This is a genomic window from Lonsdalea populi, assembly GCF_015999465.1.
GTDB classification, from domain to species: domain Bacteria; phylum Pseudomonadota; class Gammaproteobacteria; order Enterobacterales; family Enterobacteriaceae; genus Lonsdalea; species Lonsdalea populi.
The window spans coordinates 1,347,813-1,365,698 of the sequence record NZ_CP065534.1 but is presented as its reverse complement, the minus strand read 5'-3'; the positions used below and the strand labels follow the sequence as shown (position 1 = coordinate 1,365,698).

Genomic DNA, 17,886 nt, shown 5'->3' with positions numbered 1-17,886 from the left:
GGCTGGCAGCGGCGCCTTCGCTATGCAGGCGTTTTGATTCGGCGGTATGATATGCCGATGGGACGATCCGACAGGGTCATCATCCGCGCGATAATCCTGCATTGAAAAATCGCTGTTTGTGCCGCTGTTCACCTCATCACATAGGGACATCACATGAGTCATTCTATTGCTAAAAATCCAGCCTCACGGCTTTTACTCTCTCTCTTGCGGGGGTCGCGCGGAGTGCTCGGCATCGCCACTTTCGCCAGCGTCGCCAACGGGATTTCCAGCGTCTTACTGATTACGGTAATCAACAAAGCGTTGCTGACCGGCCAGGAAAACTACACCTCGCTTGCCGGGTACTTTGGCGTATTGATCGTCGTCGCCATCATCTGCCGCATACTCAGCGGCGTCATTTTCGCCAGACTGAGCCAGGGAACCATGGCCCAAATGCGCAAACTCATTTCGGATCGCGTCGCCCGCGCGCCTTTTCGCCAGATCGAAACGCTGGGCGCCTCCCGCGCGCAGTCGATCATCACCGATGATTCAACCAGCGTATCCATGCTGTTTTTCACGCTACCCAATATCGTGATGCAGGGGTCGATCGTCCTCGGCTGTCTGGGATACCTTGCCTGGCTGTCGTTGCCCATCTTCTTTCTGGCGCTGACGGTGGTAATCCTCGGCTCGCTCGGTTATAGCGTCGGCGGCTCTACGGCGATCGCCTCGCTGAGAGCGGCAGGTCAGGCGCAAGATCGTCTGTTCTCCCATTTCAACGCGTTATTCTCCGGCGCCAAAGAACTGAAGCTGCACGTTTCCCGCGCGCAGGCGTTCCTCACCCAATCGCTCGGTCATGAAATTGAAGCCGTGCGCAAGAACCGCACTCGCGCTTTCGGGGTTTATGCTTTCGGCATCGGCTGGATGCTATTTTTATTCTATGCATTCCTGGGACTGGTCACCTTCTCGCCGACGGTGATACTCGGTCTCGAATCAACACAACTGGCGGGCTACGTGATCGTGTTCCTGTTTATGCTGATGCCCTTGGAAGGTTTGCTCAACAGCATACCCACGCTAAATTCGGCTCGCGTCTCACTCAAGCGCATTGGCGCGATACTTTCCGAACTCGACGAGCGGGAGCATATCGATAAAGCGGTGTCGGCCGGCGAATTCGGCGCAGCCTCAACGCTCCGTTTGTCGGGAGTGACCCACAGCTACTACCGTGAGAAAGAGGAGGGCGTATTTCAGCTCGGCCCCATCAACATGACGCTTAAGCGAGGGGAAATCACCTTTCTGATCGGCGGCAATGGCTGCGGTAAAACGACGCTGGCCAAGTTGCTGATCGGGCTTTATACGCCGGAGGAGGGCGCGATTACCGTTGACGGTCACGAGATCACCGACGGCAATCGGGCAAACTACCGGCAGCTTTTCTCCGCCGTCTTCTCGGATTTTCATCTGTTCGAATCGCTGATTGGCCTGAACGACGCCGACGCTACATTGGATGCCCGCGCGAATGCGCTCCTTGCCAAACTGCATCTGGATCACAAGGTGAAGATTGAGAATGGCTATTTTTCCACCCGCGACCTGTCGCAGGGGCAGCGCAAACGCCTCGCGCTGGTGGTGGCCTATTTGGAAGACCGGCCGTTTTATCTATTCGATGAATGGGCGGCCGATCAGGATCCACTCTTTAAGCGCGTCTTTTATCAGGAGCTTCTGCCTGAGCTGGCCACGCGCGGTAAAGCCGTATTGGCGATCACTCATGACGATCGTTTTTTCCACCTGGCCGATCAATGTCTCAAACTGGAAAACGGCCGTCTTATTGCGCATGACGACATCGCTGTTCAGTAATCTTGCCGCCCGCGATCGACCGAGAGCGGGCGACATCCGTTTTACTTTTTTTGAGCTTACTCGACTGGAATCAACCGGCTATCGCTTTCTATCAGAGCATTGGCGCTTTGCCGCAAGAGGATTGGGGACGTCAGAAAGAAGTCTTCTTGCGCCCGCATCTCGGCGTGATGTGGGCGGAGTTTAACGAGTCTTAGTCAGCGTTTACTTCTCCAGCACGCTTTGAACCGCAGCCGCCAGCTCGTTGATCTCGAACTTCGCTACATAGGCGTCAGCGCCGACTTTGCGTACATGATCCTCGTTGGCGCTGCCAGACAGCGAGGAATGAATAATCACCGGAATCTGTTTCAGGTACGGGTCACCTTTGATATGACGCGTCAGCGTAAAGCCGTCCATCTCCGGCATTTCCAGGTCGGTCAGCACAAACGCGATCTTATCGGAGATAGGCACGTTTTCTGCCTTCGCCTGTTTCGCCATCTGCTGGATCTTGTTCCACGCTTCCTGGCCGGTAACGTGCATTTGACCGGGGATCTGCATCAGTTCCAGCCCTTGCTCCAGCAGCGAACGCGCCACCTTGGAGTCTTCGGCGACGATGGCGACAGAGCCCGGTTTGATGGGAAACGCTTTATTTTCCATATCGTTGATGTGAATGTCGCGATCGACCGGGATCATGTCGTGCAGGATCTGCTCGACGTCCAGCACCAGCGCTAGATTGTTGCTCTCTTTGTCGCTGTCTAGCCGTGCGATGCTGGTGATATAGCTGCTGCTGACGCCCGCTTCAGCGGTCAGCACCTGGCTCCAGTCAAGACGGACGATATCGTCAACGGACTCAACCGCAAACGCCTGCGTGCTGCGCGCATACTCCGTCACCAGCAAAATATTCAGCCCGGATTCCGGCTTACATCCTGCCACTGAAGGAAGATCGATCACGGGAATGACCTGACCGCGAATATTCACCATGCCCATCATGGGCGGCTTCATACCCACGGCTTTGGTCAAAGACGGCATGGGTACAATTTCACGCAGCTTGAAGACGTTGATGCCAAACAGCTCGGATTTGCCCCCCTGCAGCTCGGAGCCTCCTAATCTGAACAATAAAAGTTCAAACTTGTTGGCGGATGTAAGGTTGGTCCTCTCATCGATATCTTTCTGAAAATTATCCATGCAGTCCTCAATAATACGAATACTTAATTAATGTCCGGCCCGACGTCATAATGTGCCAATAAGCATCTACTCAACGACGTCCGGCCAAAGCCGCGTGCACTCTGTCATTTTATTCAATTTGCTCTTGCCTGTTATCGGCTGAAGAAATGAAAACTATATGCTAACGATAGCCGTCTTTTCTTATCTTTTAGACAATCATTATTATTGAGGGAAAAGTGCCCGAGAAGGCGATTCCGTGAGCGTTGAATGACGTCATTATCAATCACACCCTTGAAATAACCTCAGGACACCCGCCTGGCGTTTCTTAAAAATTTATTAGTCTGTTAAATCCGTCGTAAATCAATCGGGTAGCGCGCTATGGTCCCACCGGCCAAGGCCTGCGGCCGTGTTGACAACCTGACTGCATGAGTAACCGTAGAGGATAGTCGATTCAAAACAGGGACATCCGCCAGAAAAAAATCAAAAGGCTGTTAGAATTGTTGAAGGAAGATGGTGCTGCCCCTCCGGCTATATAGGGACAAAATAATATAACTCGGAATAATTTGCTAATAAGGATCCGGTTACCTCTTTTTACCTTTTTCAGTCTGGAGGTTTCTAATGTATTCATTCGTTGCACGGCAACCCATTTTAAACCAGCGCTTACAACCCGTAGCTTATGAGCTTTTGTTTCGCCAAGGTATTACTAATAAATTTCCTGACGTCAGCCCGGAATATGCCACCGCCCAGCTAATATCAGAACAATTTCTCACCACCCCATTAAATAAACTGACCGGTGACCACCCCAGCTATATTAATTTTCCCTATCAGCTTCTTATCGACGGTCAGGCGGAAATCTTACCGGCTGATAAAGTCGTGATTGAAATTCTCGAAAACTCCACGCCGGATGAGGAACTGTTTGCAGCCATTAAGAGGCTGAAAAGAAAAGGGTTCACGCTGGCGCTGGATGATTTCAGCATGGACCCCGGCTGGGACCGCTTTCTACCCTATGTGGATATCATCAAGTTCGACCTACAGCAGTCGAGTTTCGAAGAGATTGGTCGCTACATCAGCACGCTGCGGCACAAACACCTCAGCTATCTGGCTGAGAAAGTCGAGACCAACGAGCAGTTCCTGCGCGTCAAGGCGATGGGATTTACGCTGTTTCAGGGCTATTTCTTCAGCCATCCGCAGATGTTCAAGGCCAAACGGCTTTCCAACGATCACAAAAACGCCATTCAGCTGCTTAAGGAAGCTAACGAACGGGAGTTGAACTACGACCGCATTGAACGCCTGATTAACAGCGATTTATCTCTGGCCTACAAGCTGATGCGGTATTTCAACAATTTCCGCTACAGAGCCAACCTTGCCGCCATCACAACATCCATGTCGTTTCGCAGCATCGCCATATTTCTGGGGCAACGGGAATTACGGCGATTTATTTCGCTGATCAGCATCACGATGGGGAGCAAGGATAAATCCTGCGAACTTTATCGTATGAGTCTGATCCGGGGGAAGTTCTGTGAATTATTATCCATTCGCCTGCACGGTCGAGAAGATCCCTTTGAGGCCTTTTTATGCGGTCTCTTTTCCATGCTGGACGCCATTCTGGACTCACCGATGGAGCTTTTGCTGGAGCAAATCCCGGTGTCGTCGCATATCAAATGCGCTCTGATGGACAACACTGGGGAGTTGGCGAGTTATTTAAGCATAATTGCTTATTATGAGAAGCAAAATTGGGAGCAGGTTAATACCTACCTGGAAATGATGGACGTCAATGAACAGCAAATGCTGAAACTGATCACCGAGGCGACCCTCTGGGCTGACGAACTGCTGGATTTATAATTATTCTTCTCGTTATTGCCTATCCTGCCGGTAGCCCCTCGTTCAACACGCTCATATTCCCTTCGCCCTCGGGTTTTCAGCGAGCGAGACACCGCACGCCGCTCTTACGGATGACGATCAAAAACGCCAGACGCCGCCGCCTGCGGTAAAGCGTTATCGGCCCAGCCGACACGCTTTTACCGTTAGCGCATGCGCTGAATTACCTGCAACAGTTCGGCAATGGCATCCTCTCCGCCGTCGGTCAGCACCGCCTTGCGGACGCAGCCGTTGGCATGATCGGCCAGCATCTGGTTGGCGACGGCGCTCAACGCGGAACGTACAGCGGTAATCTGATTGAGAATATCCACGCAATACCGGTCCTGCTCCACCATCTGCGTAATGCCGTTGACCTGCCCGTTGATCCGCTTCAGGCGGTTCAACAATGCTTTTTTGCGTGGCTGCACCACCTGCTTCGCGTCAGCCTCGCCCGCGCTGGCGTCAAGGCACGCGTCGCACTTAGCCGGCAACATCGAAGCCGATCTCTTCAACGGCGCGGCGGAACGCGTCAGGGGTCGCCGTTTCTGTTTCAGCGTACTCCACGTCAACCAGACCACTCTCCAGCGTCACGTTAACCTGACTCACACCTTCCAGCGCCTGCAAAGCATGGGTCACCTTGCTGACGCATCCGCCGCAAACCATACCTGAAACTGTTAATGATGTATGAGACATCGTCACACTCCTCTGTTCTGAACGTTTGTTTAATCCTACGAGAACCCCTTACCCTTTGCGGCGCGGATTCCAGCGGCGCAACCACAGTGAATTGCTCAAGACGGAGACGGAACTCAGCGCCATCGCGCTGCCGGCGATCACCGGATTCAGCAGGCCGAATGCGGCCAGCGGGATCCCCAGCACGTTATAGAAAAAGGCGAAGAACAAGTTCTGCCTGACCTTGTTGAGCGTTGCACGCGACAGGCTGATGGCGTCGGGCAACCCGCCGAGACGGTTTTGCATTAGCACCACGTCCGCCGTATCCAGCGCGATATTCGAACCGGCGCCGACGGCAAATCCCACGTTGGCGATCGCCAGCGCGGGCGCATCGTTGATGCCGTCGCCGACCATGCCGACGCAGTATCCTTCCGCCTGCAGACGAGCGATCTGCTCCGCTTTCTGTTCCGGCAGCACTTCGGCGATAAACTGACGGATCCCGGCTCGCTCGGCCACCCGCTTCGCGGCACGGGCGTTATCGCCCGTCAGCATGACGACGCGGATCCCCTGCCGGTGCAGCGTCTCCACGGTCTTCACGGCATCCTCGCGCAGCCGATCGTCGAAACAGATATAGCCGAGCAACTGCCCGTCGCGGGCCAGCCCCACCACCGTCAGCCCCTCTTGCTCCTGCATAGCGGGGATCGCAGCATCAAAAACCACGCCGCATGACGCGAGGAAGGTGGGTGAGCCGAGAATCAACGCGCTATCGCCCCTTTGCGCGCTGATGCCGCGCCCCACGATAGCGCTAAATCCGTGGACTTCCGCGGCGGTCATCCCGGCCAGCTGCGCATACTTCACCAGCGCCTGCCCCAGCGGATGTTCGGAATTCTGCTCCATCCCCATCGCCAGACTCAGCAGTTCGTCCTTCGAGACGCCATCCACGGGCAGGACGTTGACCACGGAAGGTTGTCCTTCGGTCAGCGTCCCGGTTTTGTCCATCACCAAGACTTGCAGTTGCTGGGCGTTTTCCAGCGCGACCGCGTTGCGAAACAGGATCCCGGCGCGCGCGCCCTGACCGGTCCCGACCATAATCGCGGTCGGCGTCGCCAGACCCAGCGCGCATGGACAGGCTATCACCAGCACGGCGACGGCGTTGACCAGACTCGCCTCCCACCGCCCCGTCACCAACCAGTTGATCACGAACGCCAGCACGGCAATCGCGATGACGACGGGAACGAAGATCGCGGAAACCCGGTCGGCGAGCCGCTGCACGCCGGCTTTGGAGGCCTGCGCCTCTTCCACCAGCCGCACAATACGCGACAGCGCGGTATCGCCGCCGACGCCGGTCGCCCGTACCCGCAGTGCGCCGCTATGATTCTGCGTCGCCGCGTAGACCTGCGCTTCCGCCTGCTTCACCACGGGCTGACTCTCTCCCGTCAGCATCGCCTCATTGACCTCGGACAGCCCGTCGATCACTACGCCGTCAACGGGCACACTCTCCCCGGGTCTGACCAGAAAGACGTCGCCACTGCGTAGCGATGCCACATCACGGTCCTGCCATTCACCGTCAACCTCGACGTGCGCGATCTGCGGCTGAAGGCGTAACAGCCCCTCAATAGCGTCCCCGGTTTTGGTCTTGGCTTTGCCTTCCAGCAGCTTGCCCAGCAGGACCAGCGTGATGATGGCGGCGCTGGCCTCGAAGTAGAGATCGCCGTGTTCCGACGTCAGCAGCGTGACCAGACTTAATGCGTAAGCGACGCTGGTGCCCAGCGTCACCAGCACATCCATGTTGGCCGTTCCGCTGCGCAGCGCGCTCCAGGCCCGGCGATAAAAGTGGCGGCCGCACCAGAACTGCACCGGCGTCGCCAGCAGCCACTGGAACCACCCTGGCAGCCAGTGTGCCTGCCCGAAAAACATCGCGCCCATTTCAAACAGCAGCGGAAACGACAGTACGGCGGCCACTACCCACGCATTGCGATCTTTTTTCCAGGCCTGATCGCGCCGCTGACGCTCGGCCTTCCGATCGCCCGCCGTCACCTGACGCGCCGTAAACCCGGCGCACTCGATGCGCGCTATCAGAGATTCCGGCGTGGCGCTACCGGGGGTAACGCTGACCTGCGCCCGACCGGCAGCGAAATTGACCGTCGCCGTTACCCCTTCCACGTTATTGAGCACCTTTTCGATACGTGCCGCGCAGGCAACGCAGCTCATGCCGTCGACGGCCAACGATACCCGCCGATCCGCGACGTCGAACCCGGCTTTGCGGATCGCGGCGATCACGTCGTTGGACGTACTGCGCGCATCATCGAGACGAACCACCGCTTTCTCGCTGGCGAAGTTCACGTTGGCGGAGACGCCGTCCATACGGTTAAGGACGCGTTCAATACGGCTGGCGCACGCGGCGCAGGACATGCCAGTGACGGCGAGGTGAAGAGGCTGGGATGAGCTCATGGTGGATCTGTCCTACTCTGTTTGCAGACAAGGGCTTTATTGCGCCGGCAGCAGGCAAGCCTGGAAAATCACCGTGGGACTGTGGGGCCGCTGTTGACGCGCAACCGTTGAAAACCTGCCTAACAACATACGCGCTGCGGCAGGTTTATGATACCCCATTAGGGTATTTTCTTGAGCGCCTTCTTCGCCTGACACAATTGACGCAATGAAAGACGGTTCCAGCACCGGGTTTCCCCGTTTGGGAACACCGATTGCTCTTCTCGAGCATCGCAAATTCTCCCGCTATCGCGCGAGGATGATGAAGGTTTCAAAGGGATGAGCCCGCGTTTTTTACTTTGCGAAGCAGGCGAATTAGCCCTCAGAGAAAGATAGGGCAGATCACGGCGGCAAGGCCGAAGGCATAGAAAGGCTGACGGAGCGCGGCGGATGGGGCAGCAGCAGTAACTCACGGATAGCCGTAAGCAGTTCGTAATGATGTCGCTTTATCCCTGGCATCCTTTGTGCGATGACGATGATGACGGAGAGGACGATGTGGGGACCAGACGATATAGGGCCCCGGGATCCTATGCAAAGAGGTATCGACAACGCCAGAATTCGCCGGTGTCAGACCGGTAATTGTAGGGAACGGGAAGAATGCAAAGAGGGAGAACGGACGGTTTTCGTCAGGTATTCAGCCCCTGCTGCGCGTCCCGTCGCGGTACGCGCAGCCTTTATAGCGAAACCTCAACGACTCGGAATAAAGCGTTCCAGTTGTCTTTGCAGCCGCTGATTCTCCTGATTGAGGCGCTCCATTTTATCCAGCAGCGTCAACGTCATGGCAATGCCCGGCCAGTCAATATCCAGCTCGTAGCGCAAACGTCGCGCTCGCCGTAGCCGGCTTAGCGCATAGGCATCGAAGCGCCACGGCATACTGCTTTCTCCCCGAGGTGTGATGACCCCCAGCGCGACAACTTCGCCGAGTTCATCTCTGGAGAGCCCGACGATCTGGCATACCTCAATCACGGTAAAGGTGACGTCGATATCATCCATAGCATTACTCCCATACTGTCCGAGGATTAAAGGCTGCCTTTTCAGCCAGCGATGTCCAGATCGCAGCCGTGGATTCATCCGGTTTTGGCGGCATCACCACTTTCAGCACGGCATAGAGATCGCCCGCGCCTTTTTTGCTGACCAGTCCTTTTCCCTTGATACGCAAACGCTGACCGGTCTGACTCCCTGCCGGGACGGTCAGGGTAATGCGCCCCGTCAGCGTCGGCATTTCGATGTTGGCGCCCAACGCCGCTTCCCAGGGCGCCAGCGGCACGACGATTTGCAAATTCTGACCGTCGATATCAAACAAGGGATGCGGCGCCAGCCGAATGATCAGGTAGAGATCGCCGTTCGCGCCGCCGTTAATCCCTGCAACGCCCTGATTTTTGAGTCGAATACGCTCGCCATCGCCTACACCCGCCGGAATTTTCACGTTCAGTTTTTTCGTGACCTCGTCCATCACGCGACCAAACGGGTCGTGAACCGGCAGTTGATAGGAGATGGTGCGGTTTTGCTCTTTCAGCGTCTCTTCAAGGAACAGCGGTAGCTCCATCTCGACATCCTGCCCGCGTTGCCCATGAGACGAACGGCCGGCAGAACGCGGCTGTGCCTGGTGACCAAAAACAGATTCGAAAAAGTCGGAGAAGTCGCTGCTGTGGTGCCATTCCTGGCCGCCTGCGCCAGCGGATCGAGATTGAGAAAAGGGCGAGTCGTTGAAGTGGGGGTCGTTACGGTGCAGTCTGATTTGATCGTATTCCGCGCGGCGTTCACTGTCTTTAAGGACTTCGTAGGCTTCCGCCACGCCCTTGAACTTTTCCGCCGCATCCGGCTCGGTGCTGACGTCGGGATGGTACTTTCGCGCCAGCTTCCGGTACGCCGCTTTTATGGCCTTGATATCGTCTGAGGGTTCAACCCCCAGCAAGGCATAATAATCTTTGAATTCCATCGGCCCACATCCTCATTTTTCCATGCATAAATAGAGGATAGTCCTAACGGCGGCCGAATAAACGGTTTTCATTGCGTTTGTTAAATCAGCCGCCGGGGAGGCAATCAGGCGGAGGGGCGATCTTTTTTCGAGGGCATCATGCGCAGCATGGTGTTGTCACGCATGAAATAGTAGTGGAACAACGCTGCCGCCGCATGCAGCCCGATTAGCCAATAGCCGAGAGGAGCCAGCGTTTCGTGCAGTTGAATCAACGACACCGCCAAATCCGGATTTGGCGTGGCCGCGACCGGCATACCAATGCCGAACAGCGCCCAGTCCTGCCCTCGCAAATAGCGTGAACTGACGGCCAGCACCGGCAGCGCCACGAACAGCGCGTAGATCAGAATGTGCGTTAGGTTCGCCAGAAAGTGCTGCCACTTCGGCACTGGCGGGACAATCGGCGGAGAGGCGTATTTGACGCGAAAATAAATGCGCGCCGCCATCAGCACCAACACGGTGACGCCACAGCTGAAATGCGTCGCCATCACCAGTTGGCGCGTTAACGTTCCTCTCGGCGCCAGTCCTCGCAGCTCGACGGTCGCATAGGTAATGATAAGAAGAAGAAAGACGGCCCAGTGCAATGCAATTTGCACATTCGAAAAACGCCCTTGGTTCTGCATGACGACATCCTTTTGACGGTGATTACCCACACCATAACCGATGTTTTTCCCAATCGATCGAAACTTTTACATTTATTTTAACTCGTCGAGCGCTTCTCGCCAGTCTCGCCGCCGATACGAGAAAACCGGCGTCCCCCTTCAGGAACTTCGCTATTTCGAACCGATTAAGTCGTGATAAAGAGCCAGACGTGGTACTTCCCGCCTGGGCCGCTTTCTCTTTCGAAAATGACCTCACCTGGGATTGTGGCCAACAAAGGCTCATGATTTTGCATCATGCGGGGAAGGTAACCGGACAGAAATCAGTTTTATGGTTGAAAATATCCAGGTGGTCGATGAGCTTTACCAGCGATGGATAACCCTTGGCGTTCAGATTGGACAGGAACCCAAACAGACGGTATTCGGTAAAACAGTTGTGGAACGTGACATTGCCTCAGAGCCTGTATTCCAGATTGATGAGATGAAGCGGCTCAGATCTCCCCTTTTACTGCGACAAGCGGGCTTTACACCACTTGCGACGTCAGCGCCCGCACGCAGAGATTTGGCGTCAGCAGCAAGCCGCTGACGCTTAAGGGGGCACATCAGCCGTGTCTGCACTACTTTACTGCTTACGACATTTAACACGGCAGTTGACAGAATCTGCGTTTTCCTCAGTACAAGGTCACACCCGCACCAGCGGTTTGCCGGAAAATGAGCGGCGGCGCAGTTCGTCCAGCAACAGCGGCAGCTCGGAGAAATCGCAGACCACTCGGGCTTCAGCCTGCAATCGCTCTTCCGCCAGGTCAATCAACAGCAGCTCGCCCGCAGCCGTTAACCGCGCCCACGCGGCTTCGTCCCCGAACTGATGCAGCGCGCCCAGCGCCACTTCGTGCAAGGAGATCGCCCGTCCGAACGGCGCACAAGGCCAATGCGCGATCCGGTCCTGAATACACACCAGGTGACCGTTCGCCTGTAGCGCCAGGGACAACCGCTCGGCATGGTCGGCGCTCACGCTGTCGATGACGGCAAAGAAGCCTGCATTCTCTTCCAGCCAGTGCGGATCGCCGGCCAGCTCGCTCGCGACGCAATCCTTCGCGCCCAGCGTCCGCAGCCGTTCCCAGTGGCGGTGATGGCTCATGGCGGTCACGTTGAATCCAAAGGCTCCAGCCAACTGCACCAGATAGTGCCCGACGGCCCCGCCCGCGCCGCTAATTAATACCGGCTGACCCGCCTGCGGCGGCAGTTTATCCAGCGCCAGCCACGCGGTGAGCGCCGGGCAAGGAACGCTGGCGGCAATAGCGAAATCTAATTGAGGAGGCAGGCGCAGCAGTGCACGCATATCGACGGGCGCGTACTCGGCAAAGCTGCCGGGAGACCGCATATTCTGGTGATAGGCGACGCGCTGCCCCAGCCAGCGGTCGGAGACATCCTCGCCCACCGCCGCCACAACCCCCGCGCCGTCGACGCCCGGCACTTTACCGGGCCGCCAACGCAGACTCTCGGCGCCCAGCAGCTTCCAGTCCACTGGATTCAAGCCAATCACGACGTTGCGCACCAGCACCTGATCGGCGGCCGGCGGCGGCAAGGGAATATGTTCAAGTTTCAAGTCGCGGGGTTCTATGCCGCCATGCCAGGTCCACGCCCGGTAAGTTTCAGGAAGCACTTCACGCTGTTTATCCGTCATCTTTCTTTTCCATGATAAAGTTCTTGTCGTAGCCGAAGGGGTCAATGCCTTCTCCAACTCAATAACGATGAAATATCCGTTTCATTTTTTTTCCAGCGCCGTCGATCTCGGCGTTTTTCTCGCGCTGGCGGCCACTTTCAGTGACGCATTACCTCTGTGCAGATAACGGAGTGAAATAGATTCGCTCCCACGCCCGGGCCTGTCCGCGATGATCCGCTGCAATACGCACTGATGGGCTCGGGGTAATGTTAGTTGGCTATGAGACAGCGTAATTCCAAAGATGTTGCGTCAAAAATCTTACTTACTCTGAGCGGCGCCGTTAAAGGAAAGCCGAGACCAAGGCAACGCGCAGCACGTCCAGACGACAACAGTGCAAGGTGGTCATACCTGTTCACGATAAGGTTGTGGCCGCTGGAGAGCTTGTTCCGGCGTTAGCGGTCGCGGAGTCTGGCCGGTTGATTGTCGATAGCGGCTGGGTTAAAAGCGCGAACTGAAGGAAGCACGATAATCATTGCAGGCAGGACGCGGCGCGTGAGAATATTTTCTATTCTATTGATATATAGTTATATATCTTTTTATATTACGGCTGCGCCAACCTGATTTTTATGACTCAGCCCCCCCTTTTACTGAACAGCGTCTGCCGATACGCCCATCCTGCCTGATAAGGCATTTTTTATTCAGTTAAATCTGTCAGATATTACGTCCCGTGCTATCTGGGTTTTCCAGCCAGGCGATTTATTTGATGAAGGAGAGTAGCTAAAGGTGTACTTCCGTAGAGCTGCATCGCATCGGTATTGATGCTGATGGGCTGTATTGCGCTGGGCACCCGCATTTAGTCGCGATACCGGCTGTATTCGGGTCGATGAAAGTGAGGCCCAGCGGCTACTATCGTTGCTATTGATACAACCCCGCACTTCTCCATGAGAAAGCGGTGTGACTTGTATTACAGCGATGCCAGCGTGTCGGCGATCACTTTTTGATAGGGCACGGTCGGGCGTCTTAAAAGACGGCTCAGCGTTTTACTGTCATCAAACAGCGCGCCTTCGGCGGCACCCGCGTCGGAATCAGCCAGCACATCGGCCAGCCCCTCCGGTAGGCCCGCGCCCTTCAGCGCATTCGCAAACGCTGCGACCGGCAGATCGACGTAGCCAATCGTTTTGCCAGACTGATTTGAGATTTCCGCCGCAAACTCCGCCAGCGTATAGCTGTCGTCGCCCGCGAGTTCGTAGACTCTCCCCGCCTGATCGTCCAGCAGCAAAACGGCCGCTGCCGCACTCGCGTAATCCGCCCGCGCCGCCGATGCGATGCGGCCTTCTCGCGCAGCGCCGATATAGGCGTCGTGCGCCAAAGCCGGGGCAATGCTGGCGGCGTAATTTTCGGTATACCAGCCGTTGCGCAGCAAGACAAAAGGCACGCCGGATGCCTTCAGTGCGGCTTCCGTCTGGCGGTGTTCCTCGGCCAGCAGCAACGGAGAGGTATCCGCACGCAGCAGGCTGGTATAGGCGATCAGCCCGACTTCCGCCGCCTTGGCGGCGTCAATCACCGCACGATGCTGCACAGTGCGCTGACCCAGTTCACTGGAGGAGATCAGCAGCAGTTTATCAACCCCCTGAAACGCCGTGGCCAGCGTCGCCGGCTGGCTGTAATCCGCCTGGCGAACGAGCACGCCGCGATCGGCCAGATCCTGCGCTTTCGACGGGGTACGAACCGCAGCGACGATCTGATCCGCCGGAATTCTTTTCAGCAATGCTTCAATGGCAAGACGGCCTAACTGACCTGTTGCACCTGTTACTGCAATCATAATGACCTCCGTTTAAGGTTGCAGGACACGCGGCGACTGCCCGCCATGCCCACACAGTATAGACATTCACTTCATAGACCGACGGGACTATAGAGGATACACTCTCTTTTAGTAAGTACTTACCTTTTGGTAAGCCTGAACTTTTTATCAGGATAAACGTAATGCGTACCCAAAACAGCCGTGAACTCGGTCCCCATCATGATGAAATTCGCTACGGAAAATTGTTGGACGCCAACTGTCCTTCACGGGATGTACTGCAACATATCGCCAGCCGCTGGGGCATTCTGGTGCTGATTGCATTGGACGAGGACACGCTGCGTTTCAGCGAGCTGCGCAGAAAAATCAGCGGCATCAGCGAAAAGATGCTGGCGCAGACGCTGCAGATGTTTGAGCAGGATGGATTTGTGCACCGCAATATGTTGCCCGTGGTTCCGCCGCACACGGAGTACTCACTCACGCCGCTCGGGCGCGAGGTCTACGCGCGCGTCATTCAATTGGCGGATTGGATTGAGCTAAACTTGCCGAAAATTATGCAGGCCGGACAATAGCTGTCCGCAGCGATAACATTTGCCTAAACCGTTTAATTTCCTCCGCCTCAAATCACACTAACTTCTCTATATCGTGATCGAAAGGCAGTATGCCGCTTTTATTCGAGGATGAAAAATACCAACAAGACCACCATGCACAAACTAAGAATTCACACACGATATAGTCAATTAACGTTAATGGTTAATAGTGCTCAATAGTCTTATTGAGTAATGCATAGAATGCTTATTTTAATGGTGAGAATTAATTAACGGCGTGGCCTTTGTCGTTTTATTTACAGCACCGGAAAGACTTGGATAAATAAAAGACAAAAACCGCTTAAATTTAACGTATGGTGTAGATAAATAACGGTAAAACTGCGATACATTGAGCCAAAACAAGGCCTCTGCAACTCCCAAAAAATGTTGTTTGTCATTGAATAATAGACGTAGCGGTCTCTGTTTCGTCATTATCAAACGTTGCCATTTTATTAATAAAGAAATAAAAATACTTATTCATACCGATCACACGGGGGGACACGAAATAACGCAGATGTTTCGCCATGTACTTAGCAAGATCATATAACCTCTTCGTTAATACACCGGCAGTGATGATATGCCTTGCCTCTCTGTCGCCCCGAAAAAATAAAAAATCTTTTTAAATCAGCGCTGCGCTTAATAAACAAAAAACACCTCTACACAACCTACTTGGCCTGTGATTATACTGTATAAAAAACCAGTTAAAGAGGCTTTCATGCGTTCATACCGTTTGCTCCTTCCACGGTGGGATTCCCCTAAAATAAGTCTTCCCTTATTCGGCGATCGTTGCGTGGCCGGCTTTCCTTCTCCGGCGCAGGACTATGTCGAAAAATCGCTGGACTTGAATGAACTGCTGATCAAACACCCCAGCGCAACCTATTTTGTGCGCGCCAGCGGCGAATCGATGGTGGATGTCGGCATCCACGACGGCGATCTGCTGGTCGTCGACCGGTCGATAAACGCCGTTCATGGCGATGTGATTATCGCGGCGGTCGACGGAGAGTTCACGGTGAAAACGCTGGCGCTGAAACCCCGGCTGGCGCTGCTGCCCATGAACCCGGCCTATGCCCCAATCTATCCCGATCCCAATGCACTGGAGATCTTCGGCGTAGTGGCGCACATCATTCACAGCCTGCGGAGGTAATGTATGTTTGCGCTGGCCGACGTCAATGCGTTTTACGCCTCCTGCGAAACCGTGTTTCGCCCTGACCTGAAAGGCAAACCGGTAGTGGTACTGTCCAATAACGACGGCTGTGTGATCGCGCGCAACGCGGAAGCCAAACGGCTGGGGATTCCGATGGCGATGCCCTACTTCCAAATGCGTCAGCGGCTCCGGGAACAACAGGTGACTGTTTTTACCTCCAACTATGCGCTCTATGCCGATCTCAGCGCCAGAGTCATGACCACGCTGGAAGCGCTGGCGCCACGCGTCGAGGTCTACAGCATCGATGAAGCGTGGATGGACATCTCGGGGATTGATGTCACCTTGTCGTTTGAACAGTTCGGCCGGCAGGTCAGAGAGGCCGTCCACGCCGCCACGGGTCTGACCGTCGGCGTAGGAATGGCGAAAACCAAAACGCTCGCCAAGCTGTGCAACCATGCCGCCAAGCGCTATCCCGCGACCGGCGGCGTCGTCGCGCTCACGCATCCGGTCCGGCTACAGAAACTGATGTCGCTCACGCCCGTGGAAGATGTCTGGGGCGTCGGCAGAAGAACGATGCGCCGGCTGCACACGCTGGGTATCACCACCGCACTGGATCTGGCGCGTTCGCCGACGTCGTTTATCCGCAAGCACTTCAGCGTGGTGATGGAGCGCACCGTCCGCGAACTGCGCGGCGAACCCTGTATTGAGTTTGAGGAGGAGACGCCCACGAAAGAGCACATCGTCTGCAGCCGTTCTTTCGGCGTCCGGATCACCCGGCTGGAGGATATGCATCAGGCCGTCTGCCGCTATGCGGAACGCGCTGCGGAAAAGCTGCGCGCAGAGAAGCAGCTCTGCCGGCAGGTCGCTATCTTCATACGTTCGTCTCCCCACGCGCACAACGAGATCTACTACGCCAACAGCGCCAGCGAACAGCTGCTGTCGGCCACGCAAGATACGCGAGATATCATGGCCGCCGCCGTGCGCGGTCTGGAGAGGATCTGGAAGGAAGGGCCGCGTTATATGAAAGCCGGCGTCATGCTCAACGATTTTTCGCCGCTCCACCGTACCCAACTGCATCTCTTCGATGACAATCCGCCCCGACCCAACAGCACGGCGCTGATGAACGTCATCGATACGATCAACCACGCCGGATCGAGCAAAGTCTGGTTCGCCGGTCAGGGCATCTCCCCGACGTGGCAGATGAAAAGAGAGATGCTGTCTCCCGCCTACACGACACGCTGGAACGAACTGCCCATCGCCAAAATCGCTTAGACGGGCGTCACGGATTGCCCTCTTTCGTCGTGGGAACGTGATTACCGGAGGTCGAACGGCGCGCTGCGGGTTAATACCCGATCGATGACGTTGAGCGCGCCTTCTTCTTCATTGCTTTCGGTATGATACCTAGCCACTTCGCGGATTTTAGGCTGAGCATTCGCCATCGCCACGCCGAACCCCGCCTGCTGAAGCATTTCGTAGTCGTTGCCGCTATCGCCAATCGCCACCACCTCGTCATTCTCGATCTGCCACTGTTGCTGCAACAGCGCGATCCCGTGGGCTTTATGTACGCCCGGGATAATCAGATCGACAAAACCGAATCCGCTGGACACCGGTTTGACGATGCCGTCGAGCGCATGTCCGATGTGATCCATCAGCCCAGGGACCTGATCGTCCGGCACGCTGAGCGAGAACTTGAAGATCGTATCCATCAATCCGTCAAAATCGTCGCGCTGTTCGATGCGGTAATAGTGTTTGGCAATCAATTGGAGGAAGTCATCCGTGGAAGACGCATAAACATAGGCGCTTTCTTTGCCGCAAACCACGAACTGGATGTAGGGGATGGCGGACAGCACGTCAATCACTTTGCACACGTCCGCGGGCGCGAGTTCTCCGCAGAAAATAGGTTGCCCGCCGGTGACCACGTATGCGCCGTTTTCCGCCACAAAGGCAATTTCGTCGCGAATTTCAGGGAAGAAAGAGAGGAGCTGATAGTACTGATTACCGCTGGCGACGACGAACTGAATATCGTCTTGTTTCATCTGCGCGTACTGCTTGAAAAATCGGTTTTTGTTGAACTGCTTATCATTGTTGAGAAACGTACCGTCCATATCGACTGCAATCATCTTTATCATACATCACGTCCCCGGAT

General features: G+C 55.5%; 16 protein-coding genes. 6 read left to right on the top strand and 10 right to left on the bottom strand.

Features of this window, described 5'->3' with window-relative positions; translation table 11 throughout:
- Nucleotides 1–153 precede the first annotated feature (153 nt).
- Nucleotides 154–1,821 (top strand): cyclic peptide export ABC transporter, encoded by a 1,668-nt coding sequence (locus I6N93_RS06075; protein ID WP_085685351.1) that lies wholly within the window; start codon nt 154–156, stop codon nt 1,819–1,821.
- A 201-nt stretch (nt 1,822–2,022) separates the two neighbouring features.
- Here the strand turns inward: I6N93_RS06075 and I6N93_RS06070 are convergent, their stop codons facing one another.
- A complete protein-coding gene (locus I6N93_RS06070; RefSeq protein WP_085685357.1) occupies nt 2,023–2,982 on the bottom strand; it encodes a chemotaxis protein in 960 nt (319 codons plus the stop codon).
- Between the two features lie 597 nt (nt 2,983–3,579).
- On the opposite strand from I6N93_RS06070, the gene I6N93_RS06065 reads away from it, so the two are divergent.
- Entirely contained in the window at nt 3,580–4,803 is a 1,224-nt protein-coding gene (locus I6N93_RS06065) for an EAL and HDOD domain-containing protein (protein ID WP_085685359.1), read from the top strand.
- Between the two features lie 182 nt (nt 4,804–4,985).
- On the opposite strand, the gene I6N93_RS06060 is transcribed toward I6N93_RS06065, so the two are convergent.
- The 6 genes from I6N93_RS06060 to cybB form a co-directional block, all read right to left on the bottom strand.
- Nucleotides 4,986–5,312, bottom strand: a complete 327-nt coding sequence (locus tag I6N93_RS06060) for a metal-sensitive transcriptional regulator (RefSeq protein ID WP_036153065.1) — start codon at nt 5,310–5,312, stop codon at nt 4,986–4,988.
- Complete coding sequence (locus tag I6N93_RS06055; protein WP_085685362.1) at nt 5,299–5,511, bottom strand: heavy-metal-associated domain-containing protein; 213 nt, start codon at nt 5,509–5,511, stop codon at nt 5,299–5,301. The genes I6N93_RS06060 and I6N93_RS06055 overlap by 14 nt, the downstream gene beginning before the upstream one ends.
- Before the next feature lie 48 nt (nt 5,512–5,559).
- Nucleotides 5,560–7,938: a heavy metal translocating P-type ATPase gene (locus I6N93_RS06050; protein ID WP_085685365.1), complete on the bottom strand. Its 2,379-nt coding sequence runs from the start codon at nt 7,936–7,938 to the stop codon at nt 5,560–5,562.
- 723 nt (nt 7,939–8,661) lie between these two features.
- The gene (locus I6N93_RS06045) at nt 8,662–8,967 is read right to left on the bottom strand and encodes a chaperone modulator CbpM (protein ID WP_085685368.1); all 306 of its coding nucleotides are present in this window, start codon (nt 8,965–8,967) and stop codon (nt 8,662–8,664) included.
- 4 nt (nt 8,968–8,971) lie between these two features.
- The gene (gene cbpA, locus I6N93_RS06040) at nt 8,972–9,913 is read right to left on the bottom strand and encodes a curved DNA-binding protein (RefSeq protein ID WP_085685371.1); all 942 of its coding nucleotides are present in this window, start codon (nt 9,911–9,913) and stop codon (nt 8,972–8,974) included.
- A 104-nt stretch (nt 9,914–10,017) separates the two neighbouring features.
- Nucleotides 10,018–10,572 (bottom strand): cytochrome b561, encoded by a 555-nt coding sequence (gene cybB, locus I6N93_RS06035; protein WP_085685374.1) that lies wholly within the window; start codon nt 10,570–10,572, stop codon nt 10,018–10,020.
- Nucleotides 10,573–10,879: 307 nt separating this feature from the next.
- Between cybB and I6N93_RS06030 the strand changes: the two genes are divergently transcribed.
- Nucleotides 10,880–11,134 (top strand): VOC family protein, encoded by a 255-nt coding sequence (locus I6N93_RS06030; protein WP_176222519.1) that lies wholly within the window; start codon nt 10,880–10,882, stop codon nt 11,132–11,134.
- Between the two features lie 96 nt (nt 11,135–11,230).
- Here I6N93_RS06030 and I6N93_RS06025 read toward each other — a convergent pair whose 3' ends face one another.
- Both I6N93_RS06025 and I6N93_RS06020 read right to left on the bottom strand, forming a co-directional pair.
- Nucleotides 11,231–12,232, bottom strand: coding sequence for a zinc-binding dehydrogenase (locus I6N93_RS06025; RefSeq protein WP_085685376.1), 1,002 nt, complete (start codon nt 12,230–12,232; stop codon nt 11,231–11,233).
- A gap of 943 nt (nt 12,233–13,175) precedes the next feature.
- Nucleotides 13,176–14,033: an SDR family oxidoreductase gene (locus I6N93_RS06020; RefSeq protein WP_085685379.1), complete on the bottom strand. Its 858-nt coding sequence runs from the start codon at nt 14,031–14,033 to the stop codon at nt 13,176–13,178.
- 161 nt (nt 14,034–14,194) lie between these two features.
- Here I6N93_RS06020 and I6N93_RS06015 point away from each other — a divergent pair, with 161 nt between their 5' ends.
- The 3 genes from I6N93_RS06015 (at nt 14,195) to umuC (ending at nt 17,012) form a co-directional block, all read left to right on the top strand.
- Complete coding sequence (locus I6N93_RS06015; RefSeq protein ID WP_085685382.1) at nt 14,195–14,581, top strand: winged helix-turn-helix transcriptional regulator; 387 nt, start codon at nt 14,195–14,197, stop codon at nt 14,579–14,581.
- A gap of 730 nt (nt 14,582–15,311) precedes the next feature.
- Nucleotides 15,312–15,740: a translesion error-prone DNA polymerase V autoproteolytic subunit gene (gene umuD / locus I6N93_RS06010; RefSeq protein ID WP_085685385.1), complete on the top strand. Its 429-nt coding sequence runs from the start codon at nt 15,312–15,314 to the stop codon at nt 15,738–15,740.
- A gap of 3 nt (nt 15,741–15,743) precedes the next feature.
- Nucleotides 15,744–17,012: a translesion error-prone DNA polymerase V subunit UmuC gene (gene umuC, locus I6N93_RS06005; RefSeq protein WP_085685387.1), complete on the top strand. Its 1,269-nt coding sequence runs from the start codon at nt 15,744–15,746 to the stop codon at nt 17,010–17,012.
- Nucleotides 17,013–17,053: 41 nt separating this feature from the next.
- On the opposite strand, the gene I6N93_RS06000 is transcribed toward umuC, so the two are convergent.
- On the bottom strand, nt 17,054–17,869 hold the full coding sequence (locus I6N93_RS06000) for a Cof-type HAD-IIB family hydrolase (RefSeq protein ID WP_085685390.1): 816 nt from the start codon (nt 17,867–17,869) through the stop codon (nt 17,054–17,056).
- Nucleotides 17,870–17,886: the final 17 nt, after the last annotated feature.